The 24,778-nt window shown below is 45.5% G+C and carries 24 protein-coding genes; 13 read left to right on the plus strand and 11 right to left on the minus strand.

Features of this window, described 5'->3' with window-relative positions; translation table 11 throughout:
- Positions 1–164: 164 nt before the first annotated feature.
- Complete coding sequence (lipB, locus tag PBAL39_RS07320) at positions 165–860, minus strand: lipoyl(octanoyl) transferase LipB (protein WP_008239907.1); 696 nt, start codon at positions 858–860, stop codon at positions 165–167.
- Between the two features lie 10 nt (positions 861–870).
- Entirely contained in the window at positions 871–1,512 is a 642-nt protein-coding gene (locus PBAL39_RS07325; RefSeq protein WP_008239909.1) for a 4'-phosphopantetheinyl transferase superfamily protein, read from the minus strand.
- Positions 1,513–1,578: 66 nt separating this feature from the next.
- On the opposite strand from PBAL39_RS07325, the gene dcd reads away from it, so the two are divergent.
- The 4 genes from dcd to PBAL39_RS07345 all read left to right on the plus strand — a co-directional run bounded on the left by dcd (position 1,579) and on the right by PBAL39_RS07345 (position 6,547).
- Entirely contained in the window at positions 1,579–2,115 is a 537-nt protein-coding gene (gene dcd, locus PBAL39_RS07330; RefSeq protein ID WP_008239910.1) for a dCTP deaminase, read from the plus strand.
- An 81-nt stretch (positions 2,116–2,196) separates the two neighbouring features.
- Positions 2,197–4,890, plus strand: coding sequence for a carboxypeptidase-like regulatory domain-containing protein (locus PBAL39_RS07335; RefSeq protein WP_039866271.1), 2,694 nt, complete (start codon positions 2,197–2,199; stop codon positions 4,888–4,890).
- 17 nt (positions 4,891–4,907) lie between these two features.
- Entirely contained in the window at positions 4,908–5,669 is a 762-nt protein-coding gene (locus PBAL39_RS07340; RefSeq protein WP_008239912.1) for an enoyl-CoA hydratase/isomerase family protein, read from the plus strand.
- A 2-nt stretch (positions 5,670–5,671) separates the two neighbouring features.
- Positions 5,672–6,547 carry an SDR family oxidoreductase gene (locus tag PBAL39_RS07345; RefSeq protein ID WP_008239913.1) on the plus strand — a complete coding sequence of 292 codons (876 nt, stop codon included), beginning with the start codon at positions 5,672–5,674 and terminating at the stop codon, positions 6,545–6,547.
- Positions 6,548–6,556: 9 nt separating this feature from the next.
- Here the strand turns inward: PBAL39_RS07345 and PBAL39_RS07350 are convergent, their stop codons facing one another.
- Positions 6,557–7,603, minus strand: coding sequence for a 3-oxoacyl-ACP synthase III family protein (locus PBAL39_RS07350; RefSeq protein WP_039866227.1), 1,047 nt, complete (start codon positions 7,601–7,603; stop codon positions 6,557–6,559).
- 79 nt (positions 7,604–7,682) lie between these two features.
- Here PBAL39_RS07350 and PBAL39_RS07355 point away from each other — a divergent pair, with 79 nt between their 5' ends.
- Complete coding sequence (locus PBAL39_RS07355; protein ID WP_039866272.1) at positions 7,683–7,964, plus strand: ATP-dependent Clp protease adaptor ClpS; 282 nt, start codon at positions 7,683–7,685, stop codon at positions 7,962–7,964.
- A gap of 92 nt (positions 7,965–8,056) precedes the next feature.
- Here PBAL39_RS07355 and PBAL39_RS07360 read toward each other — a convergent pair whose 3' ends face one another.
- Positions 8,057–8,653, minus strand: a complete 597-nt coding sequence (locus PBAL39_RS07360; RefSeq protein ID WP_008239918.1) for a thioredoxin family protein — start codon at positions 8,651–8,653, stop codon at positions 8,057–8,059.
- 112 nt (positions 8,654–8,765) lie between these two features.
- On the opposite strand from PBAL39_RS07360, the gene PBAL39_RS07365 reads away from it, so the two are divergent.
- Genes PBAL39_RS07365 through PBAL39_RS07375 form a run of 3 tightly spaced genes read left to right on the plus strand, consistent with a single transcriptional unit; the run spans position 8,766 to position 12,586 of the window.
- Entirely contained in the window at positions 8,766–11,252 is a 2,487-nt protein-coding gene (locus PBAL39_RS07365) for an outer membrane beta-barrel family protein (RefSeq protein WP_232282907.1), read from the plus strand.
- Positions 11,253–11,283: 31 nt separating this feature from the next.
- Positions 11,284–11,838, plus strand: a complete 555-nt coding sequence (locus PBAL39_RS07370; RefSeq protein WP_008239938.1) for an NUDIX hydrolase — start codon at positions 11,284–11,286, stop codon at positions 11,836–11,838.
- 13 nt (positions 11,839–11,851) lie between these two features.
- On the plus strand, positions 11,852–12,586 hold the full coding sequence (locus PBAL39_RS07375; protein WP_008239940.1) for a 1-acyl-sn-glycerol-3-phosphate acyltransferase: 735 nt from the start codon (positions 11,852–11,854) through the stop codon (positions 12,584–12,586).
- Positions 12,587–12,731: 145 nt separating this feature from the next.
- Here PBAL39_RS07375 and PBAL39_RS07380 read toward each other — a convergent pair whose 3' ends face one another.
- Positions 12,732–13,226, minus strand: coding sequence for an ORF6N domain-containing protein (locus tag PBAL39_RS07380; protein ID WP_008239942.1), 495 nt, complete (start codon positions 13,224–13,226; stop codon positions 12,732–12,734).
- 227 nt (positions 13,227–13,453) lie between these two features.
- Between PBAL39_RS07380 and PBAL39_RS07385 the strand changes: the two genes are divergently transcribed.
- Entirely contained in the window at positions 13,454–13,660 is a 207-nt protein-coding gene (locus tag PBAL39_RS07385) for a helix-turn-helix domain-containing protein (RefSeq protein WP_008239943.1), read from the plus strand.
- A 54-nt stretch (positions 13,661–13,714) separates the two neighbouring features.
- Here the strand turns inward: PBAL39_RS07385 and PBAL39_RS07390 are convergent, their stop codons facing one another.
- On the minus strand, positions 13,715–14,473 hold the full coding sequence (locus PBAL39_RS07390; RefSeq protein WP_008239944.1) for a LytTR family DNA-binding domain-containing protein: 759 nt from the start codon (positions 14,471–14,473) through the stop codon (positions 13,715–13,717).
- Positions 14,470–15,501: a sensor histidine kinase gene (locus PBAL39_RS07395; RefSeq protein WP_008239945.1), complete on the minus strand. Its 1,032-nt coding sequence runs from the start codon at positions 15,499–15,501 to the stop codon at positions 14,470–14,472. The genes PBAL39_RS07390 and PBAL39_RS07395 overlap by 4 nt, the downstream gene beginning before the upstream one ends.
- Positions 15,502–15,726: 225 nt before the next feature.
- Here PBAL39_RS07395 and PBAL39_RS25280 point away from each other — a divergent pair, with 225 nt between their 5' ends.
- Entirely contained in the window at positions 15,727–15,900 is a 174-nt protein-coding gene (locus PBAL39_RS25280; protein ID WP_157273937.1) for a hypothetical protein, read from the plus strand.
- Between the two features lie 373 nt (positions 15,901–16,273).
- Here the strand turns inward: PBAL39_RS25280 and PBAL39_RS07410 are convergent, their stop codons facing one another.
- A complete protein-coding gene (locus tag PBAL39_RS07410) occupies positions 16,274–16,654 on the minus strand; it encodes a lipoprotein (RefSeq protein ID WP_157273938.1) in 381 nt (126 codons plus the stop codon).
- 210 nt (positions 16,655–16,864) lie between these two features.
- On the opposite strand from PBAL39_RS07410, the gene PBAL39_RS07415 reads away from it, so the two are divergent.
- From PBAL39_RS07415 to PBAL39_RS07425, 3 genes are all read left to right on the plus strand, one after another.
- The gene (locus PBAL39_RS07415) at positions 16,865–18,409 is read left to right on the plus strand and encodes a M20/M25/M40 family metallo-hydrolase (protein WP_008239949.1); all 1,545 of its coding nucleotides are present in this window, start codon (positions 16,865–16,867) and stop codon (positions 18,407–18,409) included.
- A gap of 273 nt (positions 18,410–18,682) precedes the next feature.
- Positions 18,683–19,060, plus strand: coding sequence for a BlaI/MecI/CopY family transcriptional regulator (locus PBAL39_RS07420; RefSeq protein WP_008239950.1), 378 nt, complete (start codon positions 18,683–18,685; stop codon positions 19,058–19,060).
- On the plus strand, positions 19,057–21,036 hold the full coding sequence (locus PBAL39_RS07425; protein WP_008239951.1) for a TonB family protein: 1,980 nt from the start codon (positions 19,057–19,059) through the stop codon (positions 21,034–21,036). The genes PBAL39_RS07420 and PBAL39_RS07425 overlap by 4 nt, the downstream gene beginning before the upstream one ends.
- 89 nt (positions 21,037–21,125) lie before the next feature.
- On the opposite strand, the gene PBAL39_RS07430 is transcribed toward PBAL39_RS07425, so the two are convergent.
- The 3 genes from PBAL39_RS07430 to PBAL39_RS07440 are packed head-to-tail and all read right to left on the minus strand — an operon-like array spanning position 21,126 to position 24,606.
- Complete coding sequence (locus PBAL39_RS07430; protein WP_008239952.1) at positions 21,126–21,896, minus strand: succinate dehydrogenase/fumarate reductase iron-sulfur subunit; 771 nt, start codon at positions 21,894–21,896, stop codon at positions 21,126–21,128.
- Between the two features lie 22 nt (positions 21,897–21,918).
- Positions 21,919–23,898 (minus strand): fumarate reductase/succinate dehydrogenase flavoprotein subunit, encoded by a 1,980-nt coding sequence (locus PBAL39_RS07435; RefSeq protein WP_008239953.1) that lies wholly within the window; start codon positions 23,896–23,898, stop codon positions 21,919–21,921.
- 27 nt (positions 23,899–23,925) lie between these two features.
- On the minus strand, positions 23,926–24,606 hold the full coding sequence (locus PBAL39_RS07440; RefSeq protein ID WP_039866228.1) for a succinate dehydrogenase cytochrome b subunit: 681 nt from the start codon (positions 24,604–24,606) through the stop codon (positions 23,926–23,928).
- Between the last annotated feature and the right edge of the window lie 172 nt (positions 24,607–24,778).

Raw genomic sequence — 24,778 nt, forward strand, 5'->3', positions numbered from 1 at the left:
AAGCTTTCATTGCATTTTTATAAAACTCTGATAACAAACACCATTACTGAAGCAAACGAACAGAAAAACATCTAAAAGTTGGGATAACAGAAACCCGATTTCATCCAATCAACAAAGATTCTACTAAAAAGGCGGTGTTCAGTTCAGTTGAATTAATCGCAATTCTAATGAAGCGTCATGTGAAAAAGATCAGCAATATGACCTTTCAGACGACTTTTCACCTCTGCCATATCTAGCGCATATCCCAGCTCACGCTGCATCGAAGTCACGTCTTTATCATCTATCCCACAAGGAACAATATTATTGAAGTAATCGAGACTTGCATTGACATTGAAAGCGAAACCATGCATGGTTACCCATCTGCTACAGCGCACGCCCATCGCACAGATCTTCCGTGCTTTTTCATTATCCGCATCAATCCAGACCCCAGTAAAGCCGGGATACCGTCCTGCGGCGATCCCATAATCCGCAAGCGTCAGGATTACGGCTTCTTCCAGCGTACGCAGGTAAAGGTGGATGTCAGTAAAAAAATTGTCCAGGTCAAGGATGGGATAACCGACAATCTGGCCAGGACCATGATAGGTGATGTCGCCCCCACGGTTGATTTTATAATAGGTAGCCCCCTTGTCGGCCAAGCCCTGCTCATCCAGCAACAGATTTTCGGGATGTCCGCTCTTGCCGAGCGTATACACATGTGGATGCTCGCAAAAAACCAGGTAATTGGGGGTTTCCAATGTAGTATGGTTGGTTCTGTTAGCGGTTTTTATGGCCACTGTAGTATTGAACAGCCCCTCTTGCTTGTCCCAGGCCTCCTGATAATCGGTAAGTCCCCAGTCTATGAATTGAACATTCTTATTCATGGTATGAAAATTAGGCGACTACATAGCCGAGCATGTAACCATCATCCGTTTTAAAATAGCGCACATCCAGTTCGCGAGGCCCCTCCGGAAGGTCAACAACCGCCGTCAGGATGCCATCATCCTTCAGCTTAAAAGGTTTGATATGAATGTCCTGCTTAAACTCCAGTCCTTTCCTTCCATTCCACTTATAAATGGCTTCTTTAGCGCACCAGCAGACATACAGGCCGTTGATGTTGTCGCCAATCTGCTTTTGCGCCAGCTCCGCATCAGAAAGAAACTTATGTTTGATGCTCTTGATCTTGTGTTTGATCAGCTCAATGTCTACCCCAACCTTCTTCGCCTTACCAATCATCACGGCAGCATAATCGTAAGAATGACTGAAGGAAATGTGGTAATCAGAGTTTGGAAGATACGGTTTGCCATGCTCATCCATCTGACAGTCGATATATTCAGAAGTATTTAACATGGTCCTCAGCAGCACACGAGTGCTCAGCCAGTGCAGCAGACGTTTGCCATTGTTCAAGGAGGAGATGAAATCCAGTTCATGCTGCTTGAGCTGCAGACCGGCCATCAGCTGCGCTTCGGTCTCTTCGATTTTCCACACCGAAAGTGTGGTATCATCGTCAATGTTGATATTAAAAACTACGGGCATCTCTATTTTGGAATACTGTGCAAAAGTATCTTAAATTAATCATAATTTAGCCCAATACTTGATAAAATGATACTGTCTGACAAAAGAATCCTTGAAGAAATTGACAAGGGAACCATCATCATCGAGCCTTTTAAAGCAGAATGCCTGGGCACAAACTCTTACGATGTTCATTTAGGAAAATACCTTGCCACTTATAAAGACCGTATTCTGGACGCCAAAGCACACAATAAAATCGAGCACTTCGAGATCCCCAAAGAAGGATATGTCCTTCAGCCCGGAACACTCTACCTTGGCGTAACCCTCGAATACACCGAAACACACGCACATGTACCCTTCCTCGAAGGCAAATCCAGCACCGGCCGCCTCGGCATAGACATCCATGCCACCGCTGGCAAGGGTGATGTCGGGTTCTGCAACACCTGGACACTGGAAATTTCCTGCGCACAGCCGGTACGCATCTACGCCGGGATGCCGATAGGACAGTTGATCTATTTCGTTGTAGAAGGTGACATTGAGACCATGTATAACAGTAAGAACAACGCCAAATACAACAACAAAACTACCAAACCTGTCGAAAGCATGATGTGGAAGAATAAGTTCTGACCCTACCCCGCCGGGAACCTTAAATTATATAAAGCCTCAATATTTCGTATATTGAGGCTTTATACATTAATGCCCATCTCCATGAACCGTAAACTATTTCTGCCTTTGCTCCTGGTGTCTATTATAAGTATGGCTTTTGTCTCCATTGCTTACGATGACCCTTTCGACGATCTGCTGAAGAAAATGCAGGGTTACAACCAGAAATATGCACAGGAAAAAGTGCACCTGCACCTGGATAAACCTTACTATGCCGTTGGGGATAACATCTGGTTTAAGGCTTACATCATGAATGCAGCCACCATGACACCTTCGGATATCAGCAAAATCCTGTACGTGGAGCTCATCAATGAAAAAGATTCTGTAAAAAAACGGTTACGGCTGGCCTTCAACGGAGGCTTCGGATGGGGCGACTTCAAATTACCGGATACCCTGCGTGAGGGCAACTACAGGATCCGCGCCTACACCCAATGGATGAGAAATGCAGGCCCTGAGTTTTTCTACGACAAGACCATTAAGGTGGGCAACTCCTGGTCAAACAAGGTATTTACCAACGCAGAATATACCTATAGTAAAGACGGCGCCAAAGATAAAGTGTCCGCCAAGGTTGCTTTCATGGATGATAAAGGGGATGCCCTTGCCAACAGAGAAGTCAGCTATGAAGTGCAGCTCGGCTTTAAACCCGTTGCCAAAGGGAAAGCAACCACCAATGCACAGGGAGAGGTCAGCCTCGACTTTGTCAACAATATACCCGCAACCAGCAAGTCGGGCAAAATCGTGGCCGTCATCCAGATGCCTGATAAAGAAAAAGTGATCAAGGAGATCCCAATCAAGGCGACGTCCAACGATGTTGATGTCCAGTTTTTTCCGGAAAGCGGACACCTCGTGATGGGACTGCCAAATCGTGTCGGATTCAAAGCAGTCAGTCCCTCCGGACTTGGGGTTGCAGTTACAGGCACGATCCATGATCAGCAGGGTACAGAAATCAATACCTTTACCGCAGGCCCGCTTGGGATGGATAACTTCGTCCTCAACCCTCAACCGGGCAATGCATACACTGCGACGGTGAAATTCCCCGACGGATCATCCAAAAAGGTTGCCCTTCCAAAAATAGAAAACAGCGGTTACATCATGAATGTCAACAACATTGATACAGCCAAGATCTATGTTAAAGTGATGATGAGCGAGGACCTGGTAGGCCCCAAAAACCTGAAACTCGTTGCACAGCATGGAGGAACGGTATACCTTGCCTCCAATGCGACCTCCGACAAACAAGTCATCGTGATCCCTTTATTAAAGAGTGAGCTGCCCTCGGGCATCATACAGCTCACTCTTTTCTCTTCCGACAATCAGCCCATCGCAGAGCGACTGGTCTTTGTCAACCATGTAAATGATAAGATTGATGCTAAAATTGAAAGTGCCAAAAGCAGCTACGGAAAAAGAGAAAAGGTAACCCTCAACTTGTCGGCCGCTATTGCAGGCAAACCCGTACAAGGCACCTTCTCCGTCGCTGTCACCAATACTGCGGCCGTAAAACCCGACCTGGAAAATGAGAGCAACATCATGACCTCCATGTTGCTCAGCAGCGACCTGGTCGGCTACATCGAAAAACCCAATCATTACTTTCTCGACAACACCCCTAAGACCCTTGAAGATTTAGACAACCTCCTCCTCACACAGGGATGGCGCCGTTTCATCTGGAAAAACATCATCAGCAACGCCGCTCCCATCATCCGCTTCCAGCCGGAAAAATCCATCGCCATCAGCGGCACCATTACCACCTATGGTGGAAAACCCGTTCCTAATGGCAAGGTATCCCTCTTTTCCTCTTCAGGAGGTTTATTTGCGATAGATACACTCACCAATGCAGAAGGCCGGTTTAACTTCGACCAGCTCATCTTTGGCGAAGACACCAAATTTATTGTTCAGGCACGCAATGAGAAAGGAAAGAAAAGCGTTGATATTAAGCTGGACCAAGTCCCAGGACAAATTGTGACGACCAATAAAAACACCGGAGATATAGAGATCAATGTGAATGAAGCCCTGTCTGCCTACCTGACCAAAAGTGCAAACTTCTTCGACGAGATGGCAAAAAGAGGGCTCCTGGAACGTAGCCTCATGCTCGACGAGGTCAAGATTGTCGAGAAAAAGAACCCTGCTAAGAACTCCAGCAATATGAATGGCCCGGGTAATGCAGATGCGGTGATTACTGCCGACCAGCTCAACACCTGCATCAACCTTTCACAATGTCTGCAGGGACGTGTCGCCGGCCTCATCATCACCAATGGCCAGGCCTTCCTGACCAGAAATGGTGGTCGCATCCCGATGCAGATCTTTCTCGACGGCATGAACATCGGCTCTGAGGGACTGGACAACATCGTTCCCAATGACGTAGAGACCATCGAGGTGCTCAAGTCCATCAGCTACACCACCATCTATGGCTCCAATGGCGCCGGGGGCGTCCTTGTCATCACCACCAAACGCGGTGGCGGATATGCCAACATGGACCGCTTTGTTCCCGGCATCATCACCCACAACCCTCAGGGTTACTACCTCGCAAGGGAGTTTTATTCACCTGCTTATGATGAAAACCCAAATGCCGCAGCTGACCTCCGCAGCACCGTATACTGGAACCCAAACCTGGTAACGAGCACGGATGGAAAAATCCCTTTCAGCTTCTTCAATACCGATGAAGCGGGCAGCTACCGCGTTGTTGTGGAAGGGATAGACATGCAGGGGCACCTGGCACGGACCACTTATAATTACGAAGTAAAATAATAAACATAACCACCCCTATGAATACCATTAAAGTCACCATAAAGGACCGTGTTGCCCTGATCACCCTCAACCGGGGGCGCTCGAATGCATTGAACAGAGAGATGATTACCGAGCTCAACGACATGTTCCGCAACATCGCGTCCGACAACAACATCTCTGGCGTGATCGTGACCGGACAGGAGCAGTTTTTCTCCGCCGGACTTGACCTCATCGAATTATACAACTATACCGAAGAGGAAGCTGCCAGCTTCTGGCACCTTTTTCTCGAATTTGTCGCCACCATCACTGCTTTTAAAAAACCTTTCGTCGCGGCCATCAACGGCCATAGTCCGGCTGGAGGATGCGTGATTGCCCTTGCGGCCGACTACCGCATTATGGCGGAAGGGAAGTCCATCATCGGGCTGAATGAGGTACCCGTAGGCATCATCGTTCCCAACAGCATCTTTCAACTTTACGCGTTTTGGCTGGGCCAGGCAAAGGCGAGCAGGAGTTTGCTGGAAGGTCGTTTATACAGTCCGGAAGAAGCTCTCGCCGATGGGCTGGTCGATGAGGTGGTGAACCCTGCAGGGATCCTTACCGCTGCCGAGCGCCGGATCCGCAAATACATGGCTATGGAGCGCAACACCTGGGAGCAGAGTAAGCTCAACATCCGCAGGGAGCTGATTGCAGCTGCCAACGCCGATCATTCCGCAGAACTGGAACTGATGCTCCAGCAATGGTGGTCGCCCACCACCAGGAGCATCCTCAAAACGATCATTGATAACCTTCAAAAGAAATAATCATGTACAATCAACCCATGTTACGAGACGATGCCTTACAGGGCAAAACCATTGTCATTACTGGCGGAGGTACAGGACTTGGCAAAGCGATGGGCCTATATTTCCTTAAACTGGGCGCGAACCTTGTCATCACCAGTCGCAAGCTCGACGTCCTTCAAAAAACGGCAGCAGAGATGGAGCAGGAAACAGGAGGAAAAGTGCTTGCCCTTGCTTGTGATGTGCGCGACTACCAGCAGGTGGAACAAGTGCTCGCAGAAACATTGAAGGCCTTCGGAAAGGTAGACAGCCTGCTTAACAATGCTGCGGGCAATTTCATCTCCCCTACAGAACGTCTTTCTGCAAATGCATTTTCTACCATCATCGATATCGTGCTGAAGGGCTCTGTGAACTGTACGCTGGCTTTTGGCAAACACTGGATCAGTGAGAAACAGCCGGCAAGCGTGCTCAATATTGTCACCACTTATGCCTTTACCGGATCGGCTTATGTCGTTCCTTCGGCTTGTGCCAAGGGAGGCGTTCTAGCCATGACACGCTCGCTGGCTGTAGAATGGGGTAAATATGGCATCCGTACCAATGCGATCGCACCGGGTCCTTTTCCTACGAAAGGGGCATGGGAACGGCTGCTACCGGGCGAGCTTGCTGAAAAGTTTGATTTTAAAAACAGGGTGCCGCTAAAGCGTGTAGGTGAACATCAGGAGCTGGCCAACCTTGCCGCTTTCCTGATCAGCGACTTCGCAGGGTACATCAATGGTGAAGTCATCAGCATTGACGGAGGGGAATGGCTACAGGGTGCAGGTCAGTTTAATGGACTTGAAGCCATCCCTGATGAATTGTGGGACAGCTTTGAGCAGATGACCAGATCAGCGAAAGGGAGTTAATATCCGCTGTTACCAGCGGATCAGTGCACTGCCCCAGGCAAAGCCGGAACCGAATGCAGCCAGGCAGATCAGATCGCCCTCTTTGACCCTGCCTGATTCCCAGGCCTCACTAAGTGCAATGGGCACTGAGGCAGCCGTCGTATTTCCATATTTCTGAATGTTGTTGAATACCTTTTCATCGGGCAGCGACAGCAGTTGCTGTACATACTGACTAATGCGGAGGTTCGCCTGGTGCGGCACCAGCAGGTCGATGTCTTCTGCAGTCATGCCATTGGCTTCCAAAGCCTCGCGGATCACTTCAGGAAACTTGACCACGGCCTTTTTGAATACAGCTGGGCCATCCATGTAGGGCAATGTTGCCCCTTGTTCTATCTGTTCCTTGGTGATGAACAGGCCACCAAGCTCCTGATCAGGATAACCGGGTTTATCCTTCAGCCATTTGTTCGCATGAGCACCAGGATAATACATCGCCAACTCTTCTGCATCCGCACCATCACTGTGCAGGTGCGTACTCAGTATTCCCTGTCCTTCTTTGTCCGTGCGCTGCAGCACCACCGCCCCGGCACCATCGCCAAAGATGACAGACACATTGCGGCTCCGGGTTTCGAAGTCCATGGCAAAAGAATGTTTCTCGCTGCCCACTACAAGGATATTCTTGTACATTCCCGTTTTGACAAACTGGTCGGCAATAGAAAGGGCGTACACAAAACCTGAACATTGATTGCGGATATCCAGGGCACCGATTTCTCTCATTTGCATCTCGCGCTGCAGCAAGACACCGCAGCCAGGAAAGTAATAGTCAGGGCTCAGCGTCGCAAAAATGATGAAATCCACCTCCTGTGCGGTGATGCCGGCACGCTCCATAGCAACCTTTGCAGCTTCCACGCCCATGGTCGTCGTAGTCTCTTCCAGGCGGTCAGCAAAACGCCGCTCCCTGATGCCGGTACGCTCCTGGATCCAGGCATCACTGGTCTCCATAAAACGGGACAAATCATCATTTGTATACACATTTTTAGGAACGTAGTGCCCAACTCCTGCTATTTTCGAACGATACATTATATCTGGGTTTATGAATAATTTATGCAAAAATAACTTTAACTACAACATTATTTTGAAATTAGCTTATTTTTGTAAAATGTCCACAGAAACAAAAGAAGAAACATTTACATTAGAAGAAATCCTGACCTCGTTAAAGACGATTCACCGTTTGATCCTTTGGAACGATGATGTAAATACTTTTGACCATGTCATTCACTGCATGATGAAATACCTGGATTACTCCGAGAGTCAGGCAGAAAAAATTGCCTGGGAGGTGCACAACAAGGGTAAATGTGCCGTGCTGGAAGGTTCATTCACGGAGATGGAAGTCTACCGTAAGATCTTACAACAAGAAGGGCTAACCGTTTCTGTCGATTAACCCTCCCCTTTAATATTTAATGGCATTGATCAGGAATTAACACTGATCCTTACTTATCCTATTGATGTCGCAATCACATCGATACCGCTGCATTATTTTAGCTGGTTGATGACCGCCGCAAGTTCCTCCTGCGTAGACACGGACTTATCTTTTGCATACCAGCTGTGGAGTTTTTCAGAAACTACAGTCATCTCCGCATTTTCTTTTTTCCATTCTACCAATAGTGTTTGCAGCACCTGAGGACGTGGCCCCCATTTCAATAACAACTGTCCTTCTTCATCCAGGATCAGAAGTACCGGAATCGCACGACCGCCATTGGTCAGGTGCGCATCGATCAATGGTAGCTGCTGATCCCGCAGCACAAACCTGAGCGACAGGTGATCCGGGGCAGCATTCGCCATCTTATCAAACAAGGGTACAATCTGTGCCGCATCACCACACCAGCCTTCAGAAATGACCAACATACTGTACTTACCCTTCAGGGCTTTCAACGCATCCAGCAGCGAGGGCTGCAGTTGCACAGTTTTATCCACCCTGTTCATCCTTTGCACATTCATCTTCGAGTAATGAAGCATGAACTCACTATGGTCAGGTCCGGTGGTTTTTCCTTCCGACAAGAATTGGCTGATGAGATTACGGTAAGACGTGTAAGTCATACCTTCGCTAACAAAAATTTTACTGTATTCCATGGTTTATAAGCTGTAATAAAATAGTTACTCCTCTTATTTTAAACTTCACCGCCGTTTCTTTGTCCCTCTTATAATAAAACACACACAAAGCCAGAAATCATTGATGAAGAATATGCAATACAAAGTTCTATTTTTAGCGCTTGCCATTTGTACTACAACTGTAAAACTTAATGCCCAGGAAGCTACCGGACATGGGAAAATCGTCGCCAAAGTAATTGATGCGCAGACGAATGAGACTGTTCCCTTTGCTACCGCGGTAATCCTCAATAGAAAAACCAAAGCCGTCGTCAAAGGCGCACAAACAGATATCAACGGAAATTTGCTGATGACAGGCCTTCCCAACGGAGCATTTACCTTCAAAATCAGCTATGTAGGCTACCAGACCATGGTGAGGGATTCGGTGTCGCTTTCCGACATCATCAGGGAGATCAACCTGGGCACCATCAAAATGAAAACTGCCAAAGGTACCGTCCTGAATGAGGTGGCCATCACCGCCCAGAAAAGTACCATGACGATGGGTGTCGATAAAAAAGTATTCTCCGTAGACCAAAGTCTGGTCAGCGAAGGAGGTTCCGCATCCGACCTGCTCCAGAATGTTCCTTCAGTACAGGCCGACATTGACGGAAATGTGAGCCTTCGTGGCTCCAGCGGCGTTAGGGTGCTCATCGACGGTAAGCCTTCGCTGATCGCCGGAGGTAACGTAGCCCAAATCCTTCAATCTATCCCCGCCAGCAGCATCGAAAGTGTCGAGCTCATCACCAATCCTTCTGCAAAATATGATGCCGAAGGCCAATCGGGGATCATCAATATCGTCCTGAAAAAGAATAAAAAACTAGGCCTGAACGGAAACGTGGCACTTACAGCAGGTAACCGTGATAACTACAACGCCAATACCAGCCTCAGCTTTCAGAACAGCAAGGTAAACCTTTACGGAAATTACAGCTACCGTTATGGAAACCGCATCGGTGGCGGTTACAACAACATCACCTATCTGAATCCCAGTTTCGCAACAGCCTTCGCCGATCAGAATACAGATTCCAGGTCCAACGACAAGGGCCACAATGTAAAAGCGGGTATTGATTATACCTTAACGGACAAGGATGTCATCAGTTTTTCCGGTGGGTTCAACATCCGCGACAACGACAAAACGGATTTTATCAATATCAATCAGTTGGGGGCCGGCTATAACCCGTTAGAGCTCAGCAGAAGAACCAACACCAACCTGGGTTCCGGTGGCAGTTACGACCTCAACCTGGACTACAGCCATAAATTTGCCAACCCAAAACAGGAAATCACCTTCAACGGAAGTTTTTCTGATGGAACGAATGACAATTATCAAACCTACAATACAGATATTTTTAACCAGAATGGTATGGATGTTACCCTGCTGCCTACGCTGAGCAGGAACGATGGAAAGGGTACCAACAGGAACTATAACATCCAGGCAGACTATACCATGCCGATCGGTGATGCCGGAAAGTTTGAAGCCGGATACCGGAGCCAGATCAGGTACGCAGACAACAATATTTTTGCCGACAATTTCAATCACCTGACGGGCGACTACGAAGTAGATTTCTCACTCACCAATAACTTCGACAGCAAGGACCAGGTGCATGCTCTATATGCCAACTACCAGAACCAGATTAAAAACTTCGGTTATCAGGTAGGGTTAAGGGCTGAAGATGCTACCCTCGATACGCGTCTCGGTATGTACCAAAACTCCAGCAGCCTGAGCTATACGCCTGGAAAAGTAGACTACACACGTTTATACCCAAGTATCTATCTGACGCAAAAGCTGAAATCAGAACAGCAGGTGCAGCTGAGCTACAGCAGAAGGGTAAACCGCCCACGTCCATGGGACACCAATCCCTTTCTGGATGTTTCCGATCCACTCAACTACCGTCAGGGTAACCCGAATCTGAGACCTGAGGATGTGCACGCGTTCGAGTTGAGCTACAGTAAATTCTGGAAAAAGATCACCTTCATTTCGACTGCCTATGTTCGTCAGACAAACGACGTCATCCAAAGGGTAAGGACGGAGCCTGATGAGAACGGGATCACCACCAGCACACCTCGAAATCTAACCAAGGAACTGTCCAGCGGTCTGGAGCTCATCGGTCGCGTAGATGTTTCCAAAGCATGGAACTTTACAGCAAATGCCAACTTGTACCAGACAGACATCAACGGTGTTCCTGAATTTGGTATCGTCGACAACTCTGGTTTCACCTGGAATGCCAACCTGACCAATAATTTTGTTCTTCCTTACAACATTACCCTGCAGATCAAAGGCGATTACCGTGCAAAACAGGTGATGGCCCAGGGAACAAGAAATGCGATGTATGGCATTGATGCAGGTGCCAAATACGACTTCAAGGACAAAAAATCTTCATTGAGTTTCAACATCAGGGACATCTTCAACACCAAACGCTGGAGCATGACCACAGAGACAGAAAGCTCAATCGTAGATTTCAAACGTTACATGCAAGGTACAATGGGCAGCCTGACCTACTCTTACCGCTTCGGAAAGACAACCTTCAATGCCAAAAAAGCAAAAAAACCTGAGCAGCAGGAGATGCGCAGCAATGAAGAATCTTTTTAATGCTGAAATGAGAAATTAGTATATTGCGACCATGGAAGATAGGAACCCCTGGATCACAATAGAAAGTCATAAAGTATATGAGAACAATTGGATTGGGCTCACAGAACATCAGGTCATTAATCCCTCCGGAGGCAAAGGCATCTATGGTGAAGTTCATTTTAAGAACTATGCGATCGGTGTGTTGCCTCTGGATAAAGACCTGAACACATGGCTTGTCGGTCAGTACCGCTTTCCTCTCAAAGCATACAGCTGGGAAATTCCTGAAGGCGGAGGCCCGCTTGATGAAGAGCCCCTTGACAGCGCGATGCGCGAGTTAAAGGAAGAAACAGGGCTCATCGCTACGGAATGGATGGAAATCCAGCGCATCCACCTCTCCAACTCTGTCAGCAATGAGCTGGCCATCCTCTACATCGCCAGAAATCTAACCCAGGGAGAATCCAGCCCCGAGGAAACGGAAGATCTGCAAATCAAGAAGCTGCCTTTTCAGGAGGCTTATGAAATGGTTCTCAGCGGTGAGATCACCGACAGCATGAGCGTAGCGGCAATCCTCAAAACGCACATCCTTTTAAAAGAAGGTCATTTTTAATCTCCACATCACAATGAATAAGTTTCTAGGGTATCTGTTAACGCCCGTATTCTATTTTTTCTTTTTCCTGACCCTCATCATCTTCCAGCCGATACAATGGGTCTGCTACCGCTTTTTCGGATATCAGGCACATAAAGTGTCTGTGGACATCCTCAACTTTTTCCTGACCTACTGCCAGGTATTCCTGGGATCCAGTACCACCTTCCGGAACGAGCAGGACATTCCAGTGGACCAGCCAAAGATCTTTGTAGCCAACCACCAGAGCATGTATGACATTCCTGCACTGATCTGGTTCCTCAGAAAACACCATGTCAAGTTCATTTCCAAAATTGAGCTTACGAAAGGTATTCCCTCGATCTCCTTTAACCTGAAGTATGGTGGCGGTGCCAACATCAACCGCAAGGACAGCAAACAGGCGGTAGGTGAAATTATCAAGCTGGGACGCAGAATGAAAGAGAAAAACTGGTCGACATTGATCTTCGCTGAAGGTACCCGCTCAAAAGACGGACAACTGAAACCTTTCCAGGTGGGTGGCATTGCAACATTACTGAAAGTCGTTCCCAACGCATTGGTAGTGCCGGTGGCCATTGAGAACTCCTGGAAGATTGTCCGTTATGGTTCCTACCCGTTAAGTGCAGCCGAGAAACTGAAATGGACTGTGCTCCCTCCACTGGACATCACAGACAAAAAGCCAGAAGAGATTACCCTTGAACTTGAAAATGTGATTAAAAAAGCAATAGGACAGTAACCACATCCTTTTCTTCCTTCTTCTTTAATTAATACATAGTAAAGCTCCTCCAAGTGCCTGTTTTGATGGTATTGCATTTTGCGATACCATGTCTTCTACTTCCTTCTCAGTTAGCTGCATGATAAATTTCCCACGAAATCATTAACTATTTCCCTTTTCGCTTAAACCCGATTTCTGCTCTTGGCTGTTCTTCTTTTTCAATGAATTTACTCAGATAAGTGAACAATATCTCTATTTTCTGATCCTGCTTGAGGAGCTTTTTTTCTACCTGCTCCACCAGCAATAATACGTCTTTATGCAGCAGTACGAGTTCACGGATGCGGGTATAGATACGAATGATTTGAATATTGACATGAATAGCACGTTCACTACTCAATACACAAGATAACATCGTCACTCCCTGTTCTGTGAAACAAAAAGGCATATAGCGTAATCCTTGGCGGTCTTCTTTGGAGGTCACAAACTGTGACCTCCAATTCTCCAGTTCATCTTTAGTCATTTCAAACATAAAGTCCTCCGGAAAACGGGTTATGTTACGTCGTACTGCCTGTTTTAATACCTTCGTCTCCACACCATACAATTCAGCCAAATCCCTGTCCAGCATCACCTTATGGTTCCGGATCATATAAATCTTACTCATGACTACTTCGTCAGGTATAATAACTGCGTTCGTTTGACTCATACTACGAATGTATCTATATAGGTACTTATAGTGGTTATTTCTTAGGATGATATTTGTCAACGATTCCTTCAGATCGTCCTGATTACTGATGTGGTTTAATGATGTGATGGTATTTGAATTTAAAATATATCTATTTGCATATAATATGTCGATATATTCCCATATTAGATGTAAATGCATATACTATGAAAGGATTAGCTTCATTCGTAAAAGAGAGAAGAAAACTTACTGGATTAACTCAGCAAGAGTTTTCAGATAAAGTTGGCGTTGCCCTTACGGTAATCCGTAAAATCGAACAGGGTAAGGAGAATCTGAACCTGTCTAGCGTCAACCAGGTATTGTTAATGTTTGGAAGCATGCTTGCACCGGTCAGCAAGAAAGAAATTGAGTAAAACAATAATAGCCCGGCTTATCCGGGCTATTATTATCTCTAGGCCAATGGCTTATTAGATATTTTTATTGTCAATATGCTTGAAGAATTCATCCCTGTAAGTATCTCCGATTGGGATGACCTTACCGCAGATGCTGATCCTGCTGCGTTCGATGCTTTCGATCTTATCTAAAGCAATGATATAAGACTTATGCACCCTGATGAACTGACCATCGGGCAGTGTCTCATCCATCTTTTTCATATTCTGAAGCGTAATCACACGCTCTGTTTTTGTATAGATAGAAATATAATCCTTTAATCCTTCAATGTATAGGATGTCATCCAGCTGGATTTTCTGAATCTTATGCTCTGTCTTCACAAAGATGAAGTCTTGTATTGTATTTGCAGGTGCAGCAGATTGTGCTACCGGTGTCGCAGGAACTTGCGTTGCAACGGCCACTGGTTCGGCGGTCTTTTGCTGCTGATTATGTACCTTCTCTACTGCTTTATAGAAGCGGTCGAAGGCAATAGGTTTCAATAGGTAATCAGAAACATTAAGATCGTAGCTTTCCAGCGCATACTGTGAGTAGGCAGTAGTCAGGATATAACTCGCTTTGTTGTTGGCGATCTTCAAAAACTGGATACCTGTAAGTTCCGGCATCTGAATGTCCAGAAATACCAGGTCAATCCCTCCGGCCTGCACCATCTGCAATGCTTCAATGGCATTCTCCGTTCGTTTCACCAATTCGAGAAAAGGCACTTTGGAGACATAATCCTCTATAATATCCAGCGCTAAAGGCTCATCATCAACCGCAATACATTTTAACTTTGTCATATATCTAGCATTAATTCACTGGTGTAATGGGTAGCCGAATTTACGATATTTAATTTATATCTATCAGGATATAACAGCTGAAGACGTCGCTCAACGTTATGCAGGCCCACACCTCCCATTTCATCCTTATTAAAATTATTCTTTTTATTCGTAACACTGAAGTGCAGAATTTTCTGGTTGGCAATGATATTGATCTTGATCGGATTCTCAGGATCATTCGCAACACCATGTTTAAAAGCATTCTCCACAAATGAAATTAGGATCAGCGGTACAATATGCTGACCATCAATCTCGCCGTTCATGGTGAACTCCACCGCTGCGCCATCCTTAAAGCGGAGCTTCTGCAGCTCGATGAAACTCTGTACATATTCTACTTCTTTGCTGAGTGCCACCCAACTGTCATTGCTCTCATAAATCATATAACGCATGATCTCCGAAAGTTTCAATACTGCATCTGCAGTTTTATCGGATTTCTGATAAGCAAGAGAGTAAATATTGTTGAGTGAATTAAATAGAAAATGTGGGTTGAGCTGAGACTTCAGGAACTGCAACTCCATCTCCCGTTTTTCAGTTTCCAGATTGCGCTGTACCCGTTCATTTCCAAACCAGTCGATCGCAAACTTCAGCAGGGAGCTGACTACAACGAAAAACCCAGAGGTAAATATGGAAGCAAGTGCATAATGTGTAATCGGTTGGTAATTGATCCTGCCCTGCTCATCAATATATTTCAGGATGGTATCTGGGCTTAGGGTAGCAACAACGGTCTTCAACGTTGCCATAGCCATGATCAGCAGAACGATGGAGGCGATATATAACCCATATCGCTTCTGCTCCTTTACCAGCATTGGGATCAGCAAAGTGTAGTTGATATAGAAGATGGAGATGTTGATGACCCCCGCGACTCCATAAGTAATTCCCAGTGCACGTATTGGGAGCTTGTTTTCTGTGTACAATACCGCCATTACGACAATCAGTGCGATGATAAACCAGAATACCACGTGTACTATAAAAGGTCCTTTACTCTTCATGCATTTATGCGCCTAATTCAATACGTCTAAAATAGGGTTTTCAGGCTGCTGAGGCTATATCCTTTCGACGAACGGGCATTTTTTTTCTACGAACTGGTCAAAAATACCAATCAATTACAAAGCCATTCGAAAGTGGCGTTTATCTATGATATTGGAAGCTTGGTCTAAAAGATTTTAGCAGCGTTTTTTTTATGATTCTATTTGTTTCATCAAAACAAAACAATTATGAAAAAGTTATCAAACGTATCGCCATTTCTACTGCTCCTGGTTCCGGTTTTCGTCATGATGATGCTTAGCCTTGCAGCAAGCACTGTAAATACACCAAGTGATGAAGTTGCCTTAAAAGGGAATACAAAGACTACAGGTATTGCAAAAATCACCTCAATATTCTTTAAATAAAAAACACTGTTCCATGTCAACAGTGTTACGTGATGTGTAGCCGGGCATGGATTACTAAATATAAACAGTATTTTGCGACACTTCCAGCCTCATAGCTATCAGGCTTTAAAGATCGAAAAAAGCAATGCAGCCAATAAGATGGCTATAAAAATTACAAGAATACCTACTAGTCTGTTATAGACTGCTTCAATATCTATTAAATCAACATCCCTCCTTCGTGATTTACGCGGTTTTCCAAGGCGAAACAATCTTCTTACAAAACCACCTATCCCGTCCAACAAATACTGGCCGAGTACAACTGCAAAAAACTCAAGTATTACTCCCATATTTTGCCGATCAATTATTTAATTGTCTTTACTATATATAGATCATTCTAAAGGCCCTTTAAGGATTCTCCATTACATTCCTTTTCAAGCGTTTCTTTAAATCGGCTTTCACTTATCGAATATGGTTTAAGTTTGTCATTCGAGTAGTCTATGTTAGCATCAAGAATAAAATATTCGGGCGAGTGGTCATCAGGTTTTCCATTACCATCTAATGGGTGCTGTACTATGTAGATATGATTTCCGCATTTCAGATAAGCGACGATATCCGCTCTAATGACGAAAAACATTTGGTTTTTCTCATTCAAATACATCAATGATAAATCATTGGTATCAAAAGTTGATAGAAAAAAATGATCATCTATTGTAACCTCACGCTCGCATCCAGACAACAATAGCAATGACAACAATAAACAAAAGTAGCGTTTCATATGACCTTTTATTTGAGACATCTAATTTAGTCCTGTCGATAAAATACAGTATCCAAATTTATATTTATTTATCACGCTGAACAACTGTCGCTCAAATTTCTCGAAACAATACGCGCGAGCACCACCTATTGCAACTACAAAGCAACAAACAGTTCCATTTTTTAAAGATTATGGTTACTTTAATCCCTCGATAGCAAATCGTTTTAGATCATGAAGAAACTCACCATCACCACACTGGCCCTGAGTCTATGCCTCACCGTATCTGCACAGGAGAAAATAGATGCATCTGCAGTGCAGAAGATCCGTAAAGAGGGGCTTGAAAATTCAAAAGTTATGGACATCGCCTTTGAAATCACCGATGTGGCAGGGCCAAGGCTCTCCAACTCCCCCGGACTTAAACGTGCGCAGGACTGGGCAGTATCGCAATTCACCAAATGGGGATTAAAAAATGTACATCTTGAAGCCTGGGGAGATTTCGGCAAAGGATGGCAGGTCGCTAAATACTATGCAGCCACCACACTTCCCTATTACCATCCCATCATTGCTTCACCCAAAGCATGGACGCCCGGAACAAAAGGGCCTATAAAATCAGAAGTCATCCTCATCAAGGCAGATACCGTAACCGACCTCGATAAATATAAAGGGAAACTGGCAGGGAAGATCGTCATGTTCGATCAGATGACCTTACAGCCTCTTGAAAACACCTATAAACCGGATGCTGTCAGACATACCGATTCGGTTCTGAATGCCATGGGCAATGCAGAAACAGGTGCACAGCGCCGACCAGGATCCCCGAATAACATGGCCGCACAGATGATGAAGATGAGAGAAGTGCGGGCAGCAATGGCCAGATTGCTACAGGAAGAGCAAACCGGCCTCATCCTCACTTATGCCAGGGGCAGCTATGGTACCCTGTTTACCAGCAATGGTGCTTCTTATGCACTGGATGCCGCTCCTGTCAATCCGGAACTGGAGGTCTCATCCGAAGATTATCTTCACATCCTCAGGCTCCTTCGCGCAGGAAAAAAAGTGGAAATAGAAGCAGACATCCGGACCTCCTTTTATGATCAGGACCCAAAAGGATATAACGTCATTGCCGAGATCCCAGGAACCGATAGAAAATTAAAAGAAGAAGTAGTTATGATCGGCGGTCATTATGATTCCTGGCATTCCGCAACGGGTGCGACCGACAATGCCGCCGGCTCCGCAGTCATGATGGAAGCAATGAGGATCCTCAAGGCCATCGACTTCAAGCCAAAAAGAACCATCAGAATTGCCCTATGGAGTTCAGAAGAACAAGGTCTCTTTGGCTCCAAAGGTTATGTTGCCAAACATTTCGGGGATGCAAAAACAATGTCTTTCACTAAGGAACAGGAAAAGCTCAGTGCCTATTACAACCTCGATAACGGAACGGGTGCCATCAGAGGGATCTATCTGCAGGGCAATGCCGCTGTAAGACCAATCTTTCAGGAATGGCTGAGCCCCTTCCACGATATCGGCGCAAAAACAGTCACCATCAATAACACCGGCGGTACTGATCACCTTGCTTTTGATGCTCTTGGTATCCCGGGCTTCCAGTTCATACAGGATCCTATGGACTACAATACACGTACACACCATAGCAATCAGGATACTTATGACCGCCTTGTGCCGGAAGACCTGCAGCGTGCAGCAACCATCGTTGCCTCATTTGTCTACCATACTTCCGAACGCAAGGACAAATTGCCAAGAAAGCCACTCAGCGATCCAAAATAAAATAATACCCAATAAAATTATTTTTCCCTGCTAAGAAACCTCCGGATACCGGGGGTTTCTGCGTTTAAGAACTGCTTAAGGACGATTTACATCCCGATAACCCACTGAAAAACAGGCAGACAAATCCACTTGCCGTAAAAAATAAATGTAATATATTTTGAAAACTAAAATATTAGTTTTACGTTTATACTAAGAACTTAGTTATAGGGGCCACTATACCTGAGTTCGTTGCGCAACAACATAGGAATTCCAAAAAATCAATAACAATAAGAAATGGAGATAAAAGACTTAACAAAAGCAGAAGAACAGATCATGCAGATCCTTTGGCAAATAGAAAAAGGGTTCGTGAAAGATGTGATGGATTTCCTGCCAGAGCCAAAACCAGCATACAACACCGTATCCACCATCATCAGGATTCTGGAGACAAAGGGTTTTATTGCTCATGAGGCTTTTGGAAAATCACACCAGTACTTTCCGCTGATCGGCAGAGAAGATTACAAACGCCATGCTACAGAAAAACTGCTCGGAAACTATTTCGGGAACTCTGTGGAAAGCATGTTTTCCTTCTTTGTGAAAGAAGAGAAGATTGACCTCAGCGACGTAGATGAGATCTTAAAAATGATTAACAAAATTAAAAACAGACCGAGATGAATTGGGCACATTACATTTTGCAGGTAAACATCTACCTGGTGATCTTTTATAGCTTTTATCAGCTGCTGTTAGCGAAGGAAACCTTCTTTACACTCAACAGGATTTACCTCCTGTCTGCTGGAGTTCTGTCTTTTGCCATTCCATTTCTAAGGTTTGAATGGTTCAACCAGCATGCTGCAGAGCCGCTGCTGGCAGGTGCCGGACAACTGAGCGATCTCATGACACAAGTGAGCATCCAGAATGAGCAGGCACAATTTGGCTGGGGAAACCTGGTCGTCATTGCCTACCTCTCTGGCATGGCTTTCTTCGTGCTGAAGTTCCTCTACCAACTGCTTGCCTTGCGCTTGTTGTTGAAGAAAGTTCCTGTTGGTAATGCCTTCAGCTTCTTCAACTACAAGAGGATAGACCAGCAGCTGCCCGAAGCCGAAATCATTGACCGACACGAGGACATTCATGTCCGTCAGCTTCACACGCTGGATGTCTTGTTCTTCGAAGTGGTGGGAATCCTGACCTGGTTCAACCCTGTCATTTACCTCTACAAAAAGACCATTAAAAACATCCATGAATACCTTGCTGATGAAGCTGCAGCTGAATTCCAGGGCAACAAGGAAGCCTATGCATTACTGTTGCTCAGCAATGCTTTTGGCATCGAGCCAAACAAACTGACCAACACATTTTTTAACAAATCTTTATTAAAAAGGAGGATATTTATGTTACACAAAGAAAGATCTGCAAAAGCCGCCATTCTGAAATATGGCATGCTTTTACCCCTGTTTGGCATTACGCTGACCCTATCTGCAGCCAGCATCCACAACAACAAAACGATTCTTGCCGTATCTGAGGAACTGCCATTGGACAATCCAATGATTTCAGTACAGTCTGCAATTGAAAATCCGCTTAGTAACGGGCAGTCAGATTGGAAGCCATTTTACAAGTATCTACAAAGAGAACTCAGGTATCCACAAGAAGCGCAAAAAAACAATACCCAAGGCACCACTCAGGTGAAATTTACAGTGAACAGCGGAACTGTAAAAGATGCAGGTATTGTAGATCAACTAGGTTATGGATGTGATGAAGAAGTGCTCAGGGCAGTAAAATCATACAATGGATACAAAGTCCTTCCAAATGGGGATTATGCTATTCAAGTGAACTATCAGCTTAGCGGCGGCGCTAAACCAGCGTCCAATGAGCAGCTTAGTAACGTTGAAGGTTATACGTTGCTGAATAAAGTCATCATTGTGGGTTTTGCCCCACCCATTGTCACCACAATAGAGACCAACACCAATGTTGACGTCAGCGATACTAAAATTTATGATTTTGCCGGAATCGAAACCGCACCTGGTTTTAAGGGTGGAATGAACGGCTTATACGACTTCCTGGGTAAAAACGTAAAATATCCAAAGGACGCCCAGGACAAAAATATCCAGGGCAAAGTATTTATATCTTTCGTCGTTGAAAAGGACGGCAGGATTGAGGATGTAAAGGTAGAGCGTGGAGTAGAACCGTCGCTGGATCAGGAAGCGATACGTGTGATGAAAGCATCACCAGCATGGATACCTGGAACGGCCGAAGGCAAAGCGGTGCGTGTAAAGTACAATCTTCCAATAAGCTTCACGCTAAGTGATGATTCCAAGGCCAAAAACACGACTGAGAAAAAGGACGGGATCGTAGTTACCAGCTCCGATCAACCGGCCATTACTTTCAGATCAGGAACATCAGGCACACAGCAACCAATGTATGTCATTGATGGAAAGACTGCAGAAAAAGCAGACATGGAAGCCCTAAAACCTGCAGATATAGAAAGCATCAATGTCCTGAAAGATGCAAGCGCCACTTCTATTTACGGTGCAGACGGTAGAAATGGCGTTATTCTCATCACCACGAAAGCGCACAAAGCATCTGGAAAGATAGAGGCGAAATCAGACAACGACAAAAAGAAAGTGGAATTCAAAGCCAAACCGGCGGGTCAGAAATAACCCAATACATACCCTTTCTAAACACAAAACCCCTGCTAAATATAGCCGGGGTTTTGTGCTTAATGTCCTTGTCTCGTTAGATAAATCTATTAAATATCTTCTTCAGATACAAATTTTGCACTCAAAAAGTCTCTGTTCATCCTTGCAATGTTTTCCAAAGAAATTCCTTTAGGGCATTCCGCTTCACAGGCCCCGGTATTGGTACAGTTTCCGAAACCTTCCGCGTCCATCTGCGCCACCATACTTTGTACCCTGCGGTAACGTTCTGGCTGTCCCTGAGGCAATTGTGCCAACTGTGAAATTTTCGCAGATACGAAAAGCATCGCCGAAGCATTTTTACAGGTCGCCACACAAGCACCACATCCGATACATGCTGCTGCCTCAAAAGCAGAATCCGCCTGTACCTTTGGAATCGGCAAGCTATTGGCATCCTGAGCATTCCCTGTATTTACTGAGATAAAGCCTCCTGCCGCAATAACACGGTCAAAGGCAGTCCTATCTACCGTTAAATCTTTAATTACCGGGAAAGCCTTTGCTCTCCATGGTTCCACAACGATGGTATCGCCATCCTTGAACGAACGCATGTGCAACTGGCAGGTCGTAATCCCTTCCTTCGGACCGTGCGGGCGACCGTTGATGAACATAGAACACGCACCGCAGATCCCTTCCCTGCAATCGTGGTCAAAAACAACCGGCTCATCACCTTTCGAGATCAGCTGCTCGTTCAGGACGTCAAACATTTCCAGGAAGGACATGTCAGGAGAGATCTCTGATAGTTTATAATCCACCAATTTACCATTGGTTTTGGTATTCTTCTGACGCCAGATCTTCAGCGTTAAATTCATATTTCCTGTACTCATGATATTGAGATTTTAGTACTTTCTATTTATAACTTCTTTGTGCTACCTTAATGTTTTCAAACTTCAGCTCTTCTTTGTGCAGTGCAAAAGTCACATCACCTGTGTACTCCCATGCTGCTACATAAGCGTAGTTCTCATCATCACGAAGCGCCTCACCCTCTTCTGTCTGATACTCCTCACGGAAGTGACCACCACAAGACTCATTTCTGTTCAGTGCATCCATACACATCAGCTCACCCAGCTCGATGAAATCGGCTACACGACCTGCTTTCTCCAGTTCAGGATTGAACTCGTCTGCTGCACCAGGAACACGGACATCAGACCAGAACTCTTTACGCAGCTGCTGAATCTCGGCAATACCTTCTTTCAGTCCCTGCTCATTCCTTGCCATACCACATTTCTCCCACATGATCTTTCCTAATTTCTTATGGAAATAATCCACAGACTTCGTTCCCTTGATGGCAAAGAACTTATCAATGATCGCCTGTGCGCTGGCTTCTGCTTCGATGAAAGCCGGGTGGTCAAGCGGAATTGGTTTTGTAGCCAGCTCCTTGCTCAGGTAAGCACCGATAGTATAAGGGATCACAAAATAACCATCAGCAAGCCCCTGCATCAGCGCAGAAGCACCCAGGCGGTTTGCACCATGGTCGGAGAAGTTCGCCTCACCCAAAGCGTACAAACCAGGAACAGTGGTCATCAGGTTATAATCTACCCAAAGACCGCCCATGGTATAGTGTACCGCAGGATAAATACGCATTGGCAACTCATAAGGGTCTTCACCAGTGATCTGTTTGTACATGTCAAACAGGTTACCATATTTTTCCTTGATCACCTCACGGCCTAAGCGCATGCAGGTTTCATAATCCGGATTGTGGATGTTGTGTTTATTTGCCTCAATACGGCCATAACGCTCGGTATTCGCCTTGAAATCCAGGTATACTGCCAGTTTCGAAGCACCAACACCATAACCTGCATCGCAACGCTCTTTTGCAGCGCGTGAGGCCACGTCACGTGGTACCAGGTTACCGAAAGCAGGATACCTGCGCTCCAGGTAATAATCTCTCTCATCCTCAGGGATGTCTGTCGCCTTACGGTTATCATCTTTTTTCTTAGGCACCCAGATCCTTCCGTCATTACGCAGCGACTCTGACATCAGCGTTAACTTCGACTGGTGGTCGCCCGATACCGGGATACAGGTAGGGTGAATTTGTGTGTAACATGGGTTACCGAAGAAAGCTCCTTTTTTGTGTGCTTTCCATGCTGCTGTCACGTTACTTCCCATTGCGTTTGTAGACAGGTAGAACACGTTTCCGTAACCACCACTGCCCAGCAATACGGCGTGACCAAAATGACGTTCCAGCTCACCGGTGATCAGGTTACGTGCAATAATTCCACGTGCTTTACCATCAATTACCACCACTTCCAGCATCTCATGACGGGTAAACATCTCTACCTTACCCATACCTATCTGGCGCTCTAAAGCACTGTAAGCACCCAATAGCAACTGCTGACCGGTCTGTCCGGCAGCGTAGAAAGTCCTTTGGACCTGTGTACCACCAAAAGAACGGTTGTCCAGCAGACCACCATATTCCCTTGCCAATGGCACACCTTGCGCCACACACTGATCGATGATGTTCGCGCTCACTTCTGCCAAACGGTGTACGTTCGCCTCACGTGCGCGGTAATCACCACCTTTTATCGTATCATAGAATAGACGGTAAACACTGTCGCCATCATTCTGATAGTTTTTTGCCGCATTGATACCACCCTGAGCTGCGATAGAGTGCGCACGGCGTGGTGAATCCTGAAAGCAAAAACATTTAACTTTATAGCCCATTTCGGCCAGTGTTGCTGCTGCCGAAGCACCCGCAAGTCCTGAGCCTACTACAATAATTTCGATGCTTCTTTTATTTGCCGGGTTTACTAATGGCATGGAAGACCTCAGCTTGGTCCATTTCTCCGTTAATTCGCCTTCCGGAATATGTGCATTAAATTCAGCCATTTTATATAAGCTTTATACGTTCAAAAATTATTTAATAAGACCTGTATAGATTGCAACAGGCATCGCTGCAAAAAGAATAGAGATGATGATTGAGAACCATACTCCAGCAGCTTTAATGATTGGGGTGTATTTCTTGTGGTTCCATCCCAAAGTCTGGAATGCCGAAGCAAAACCATGCAACAGGTGGTAGGCCAGTGAAATCATTGCCAGCACATAAATTGCCACAACCCAAGGCGTCTGGAACCTCACGATCATTACCGCATAAAGATCTTCATGTCCTGCAGTATCATGTGTAGGAATACCTGTAAAACGTGAAACTACCCAGAAATCAGATAAGTGTACCACAAGAAAGATCAGCAGGATGGTACCTAAAAGACCCATAGAACGGGAATACCATTTGCTATTCGCGGCACCGTTGGTGACCGCATATTTTACAGGACGTGCAGCCTGGTTTTGAAAAACCAGTCTTAGTCCCTGAATGATGTGGGCGAGCAATCCTGCCATCAGTACCACTTCCATCGCTCTGATGAGCCAGTTGGTAGCCATGAAATGTGCCCCCACATTAAAGGTTAATCCTCCGTCGTTCACGAAAATCAAAGAATTGATAAAACAGTGAACCAGCAGAAATGAAATAAGAAACAGGCCGGTGATACCCATTATTAATTTTTTCCCTATAGATGAGGAAAAAGCGTTTCCGAAACTAGCCATTCGATTGTATTTTTAGTTGTATTATGTGCAAAAGTATTTAATAAATGAATGATTTAGGTAATCGTTTCCATAAAAACGCCAGTTAAAAGCTATTTAGAAACAATCTAAATTTTACAGAGTCATGACACGCGCAAAAGCTTATTCTTATACGATTAAATAAAAAACGGGAAGC

The sequence above is a fragment of the Pedobacter sp. BAL39 genome (assembly GCF_000170795.1).
Taxonomy (GTDB): domain Bacteria; phylum Bacteroidota; class Bacteroidia; order Sphingobacteriales; family Sphingobacteriaceae; genus Pedobacter.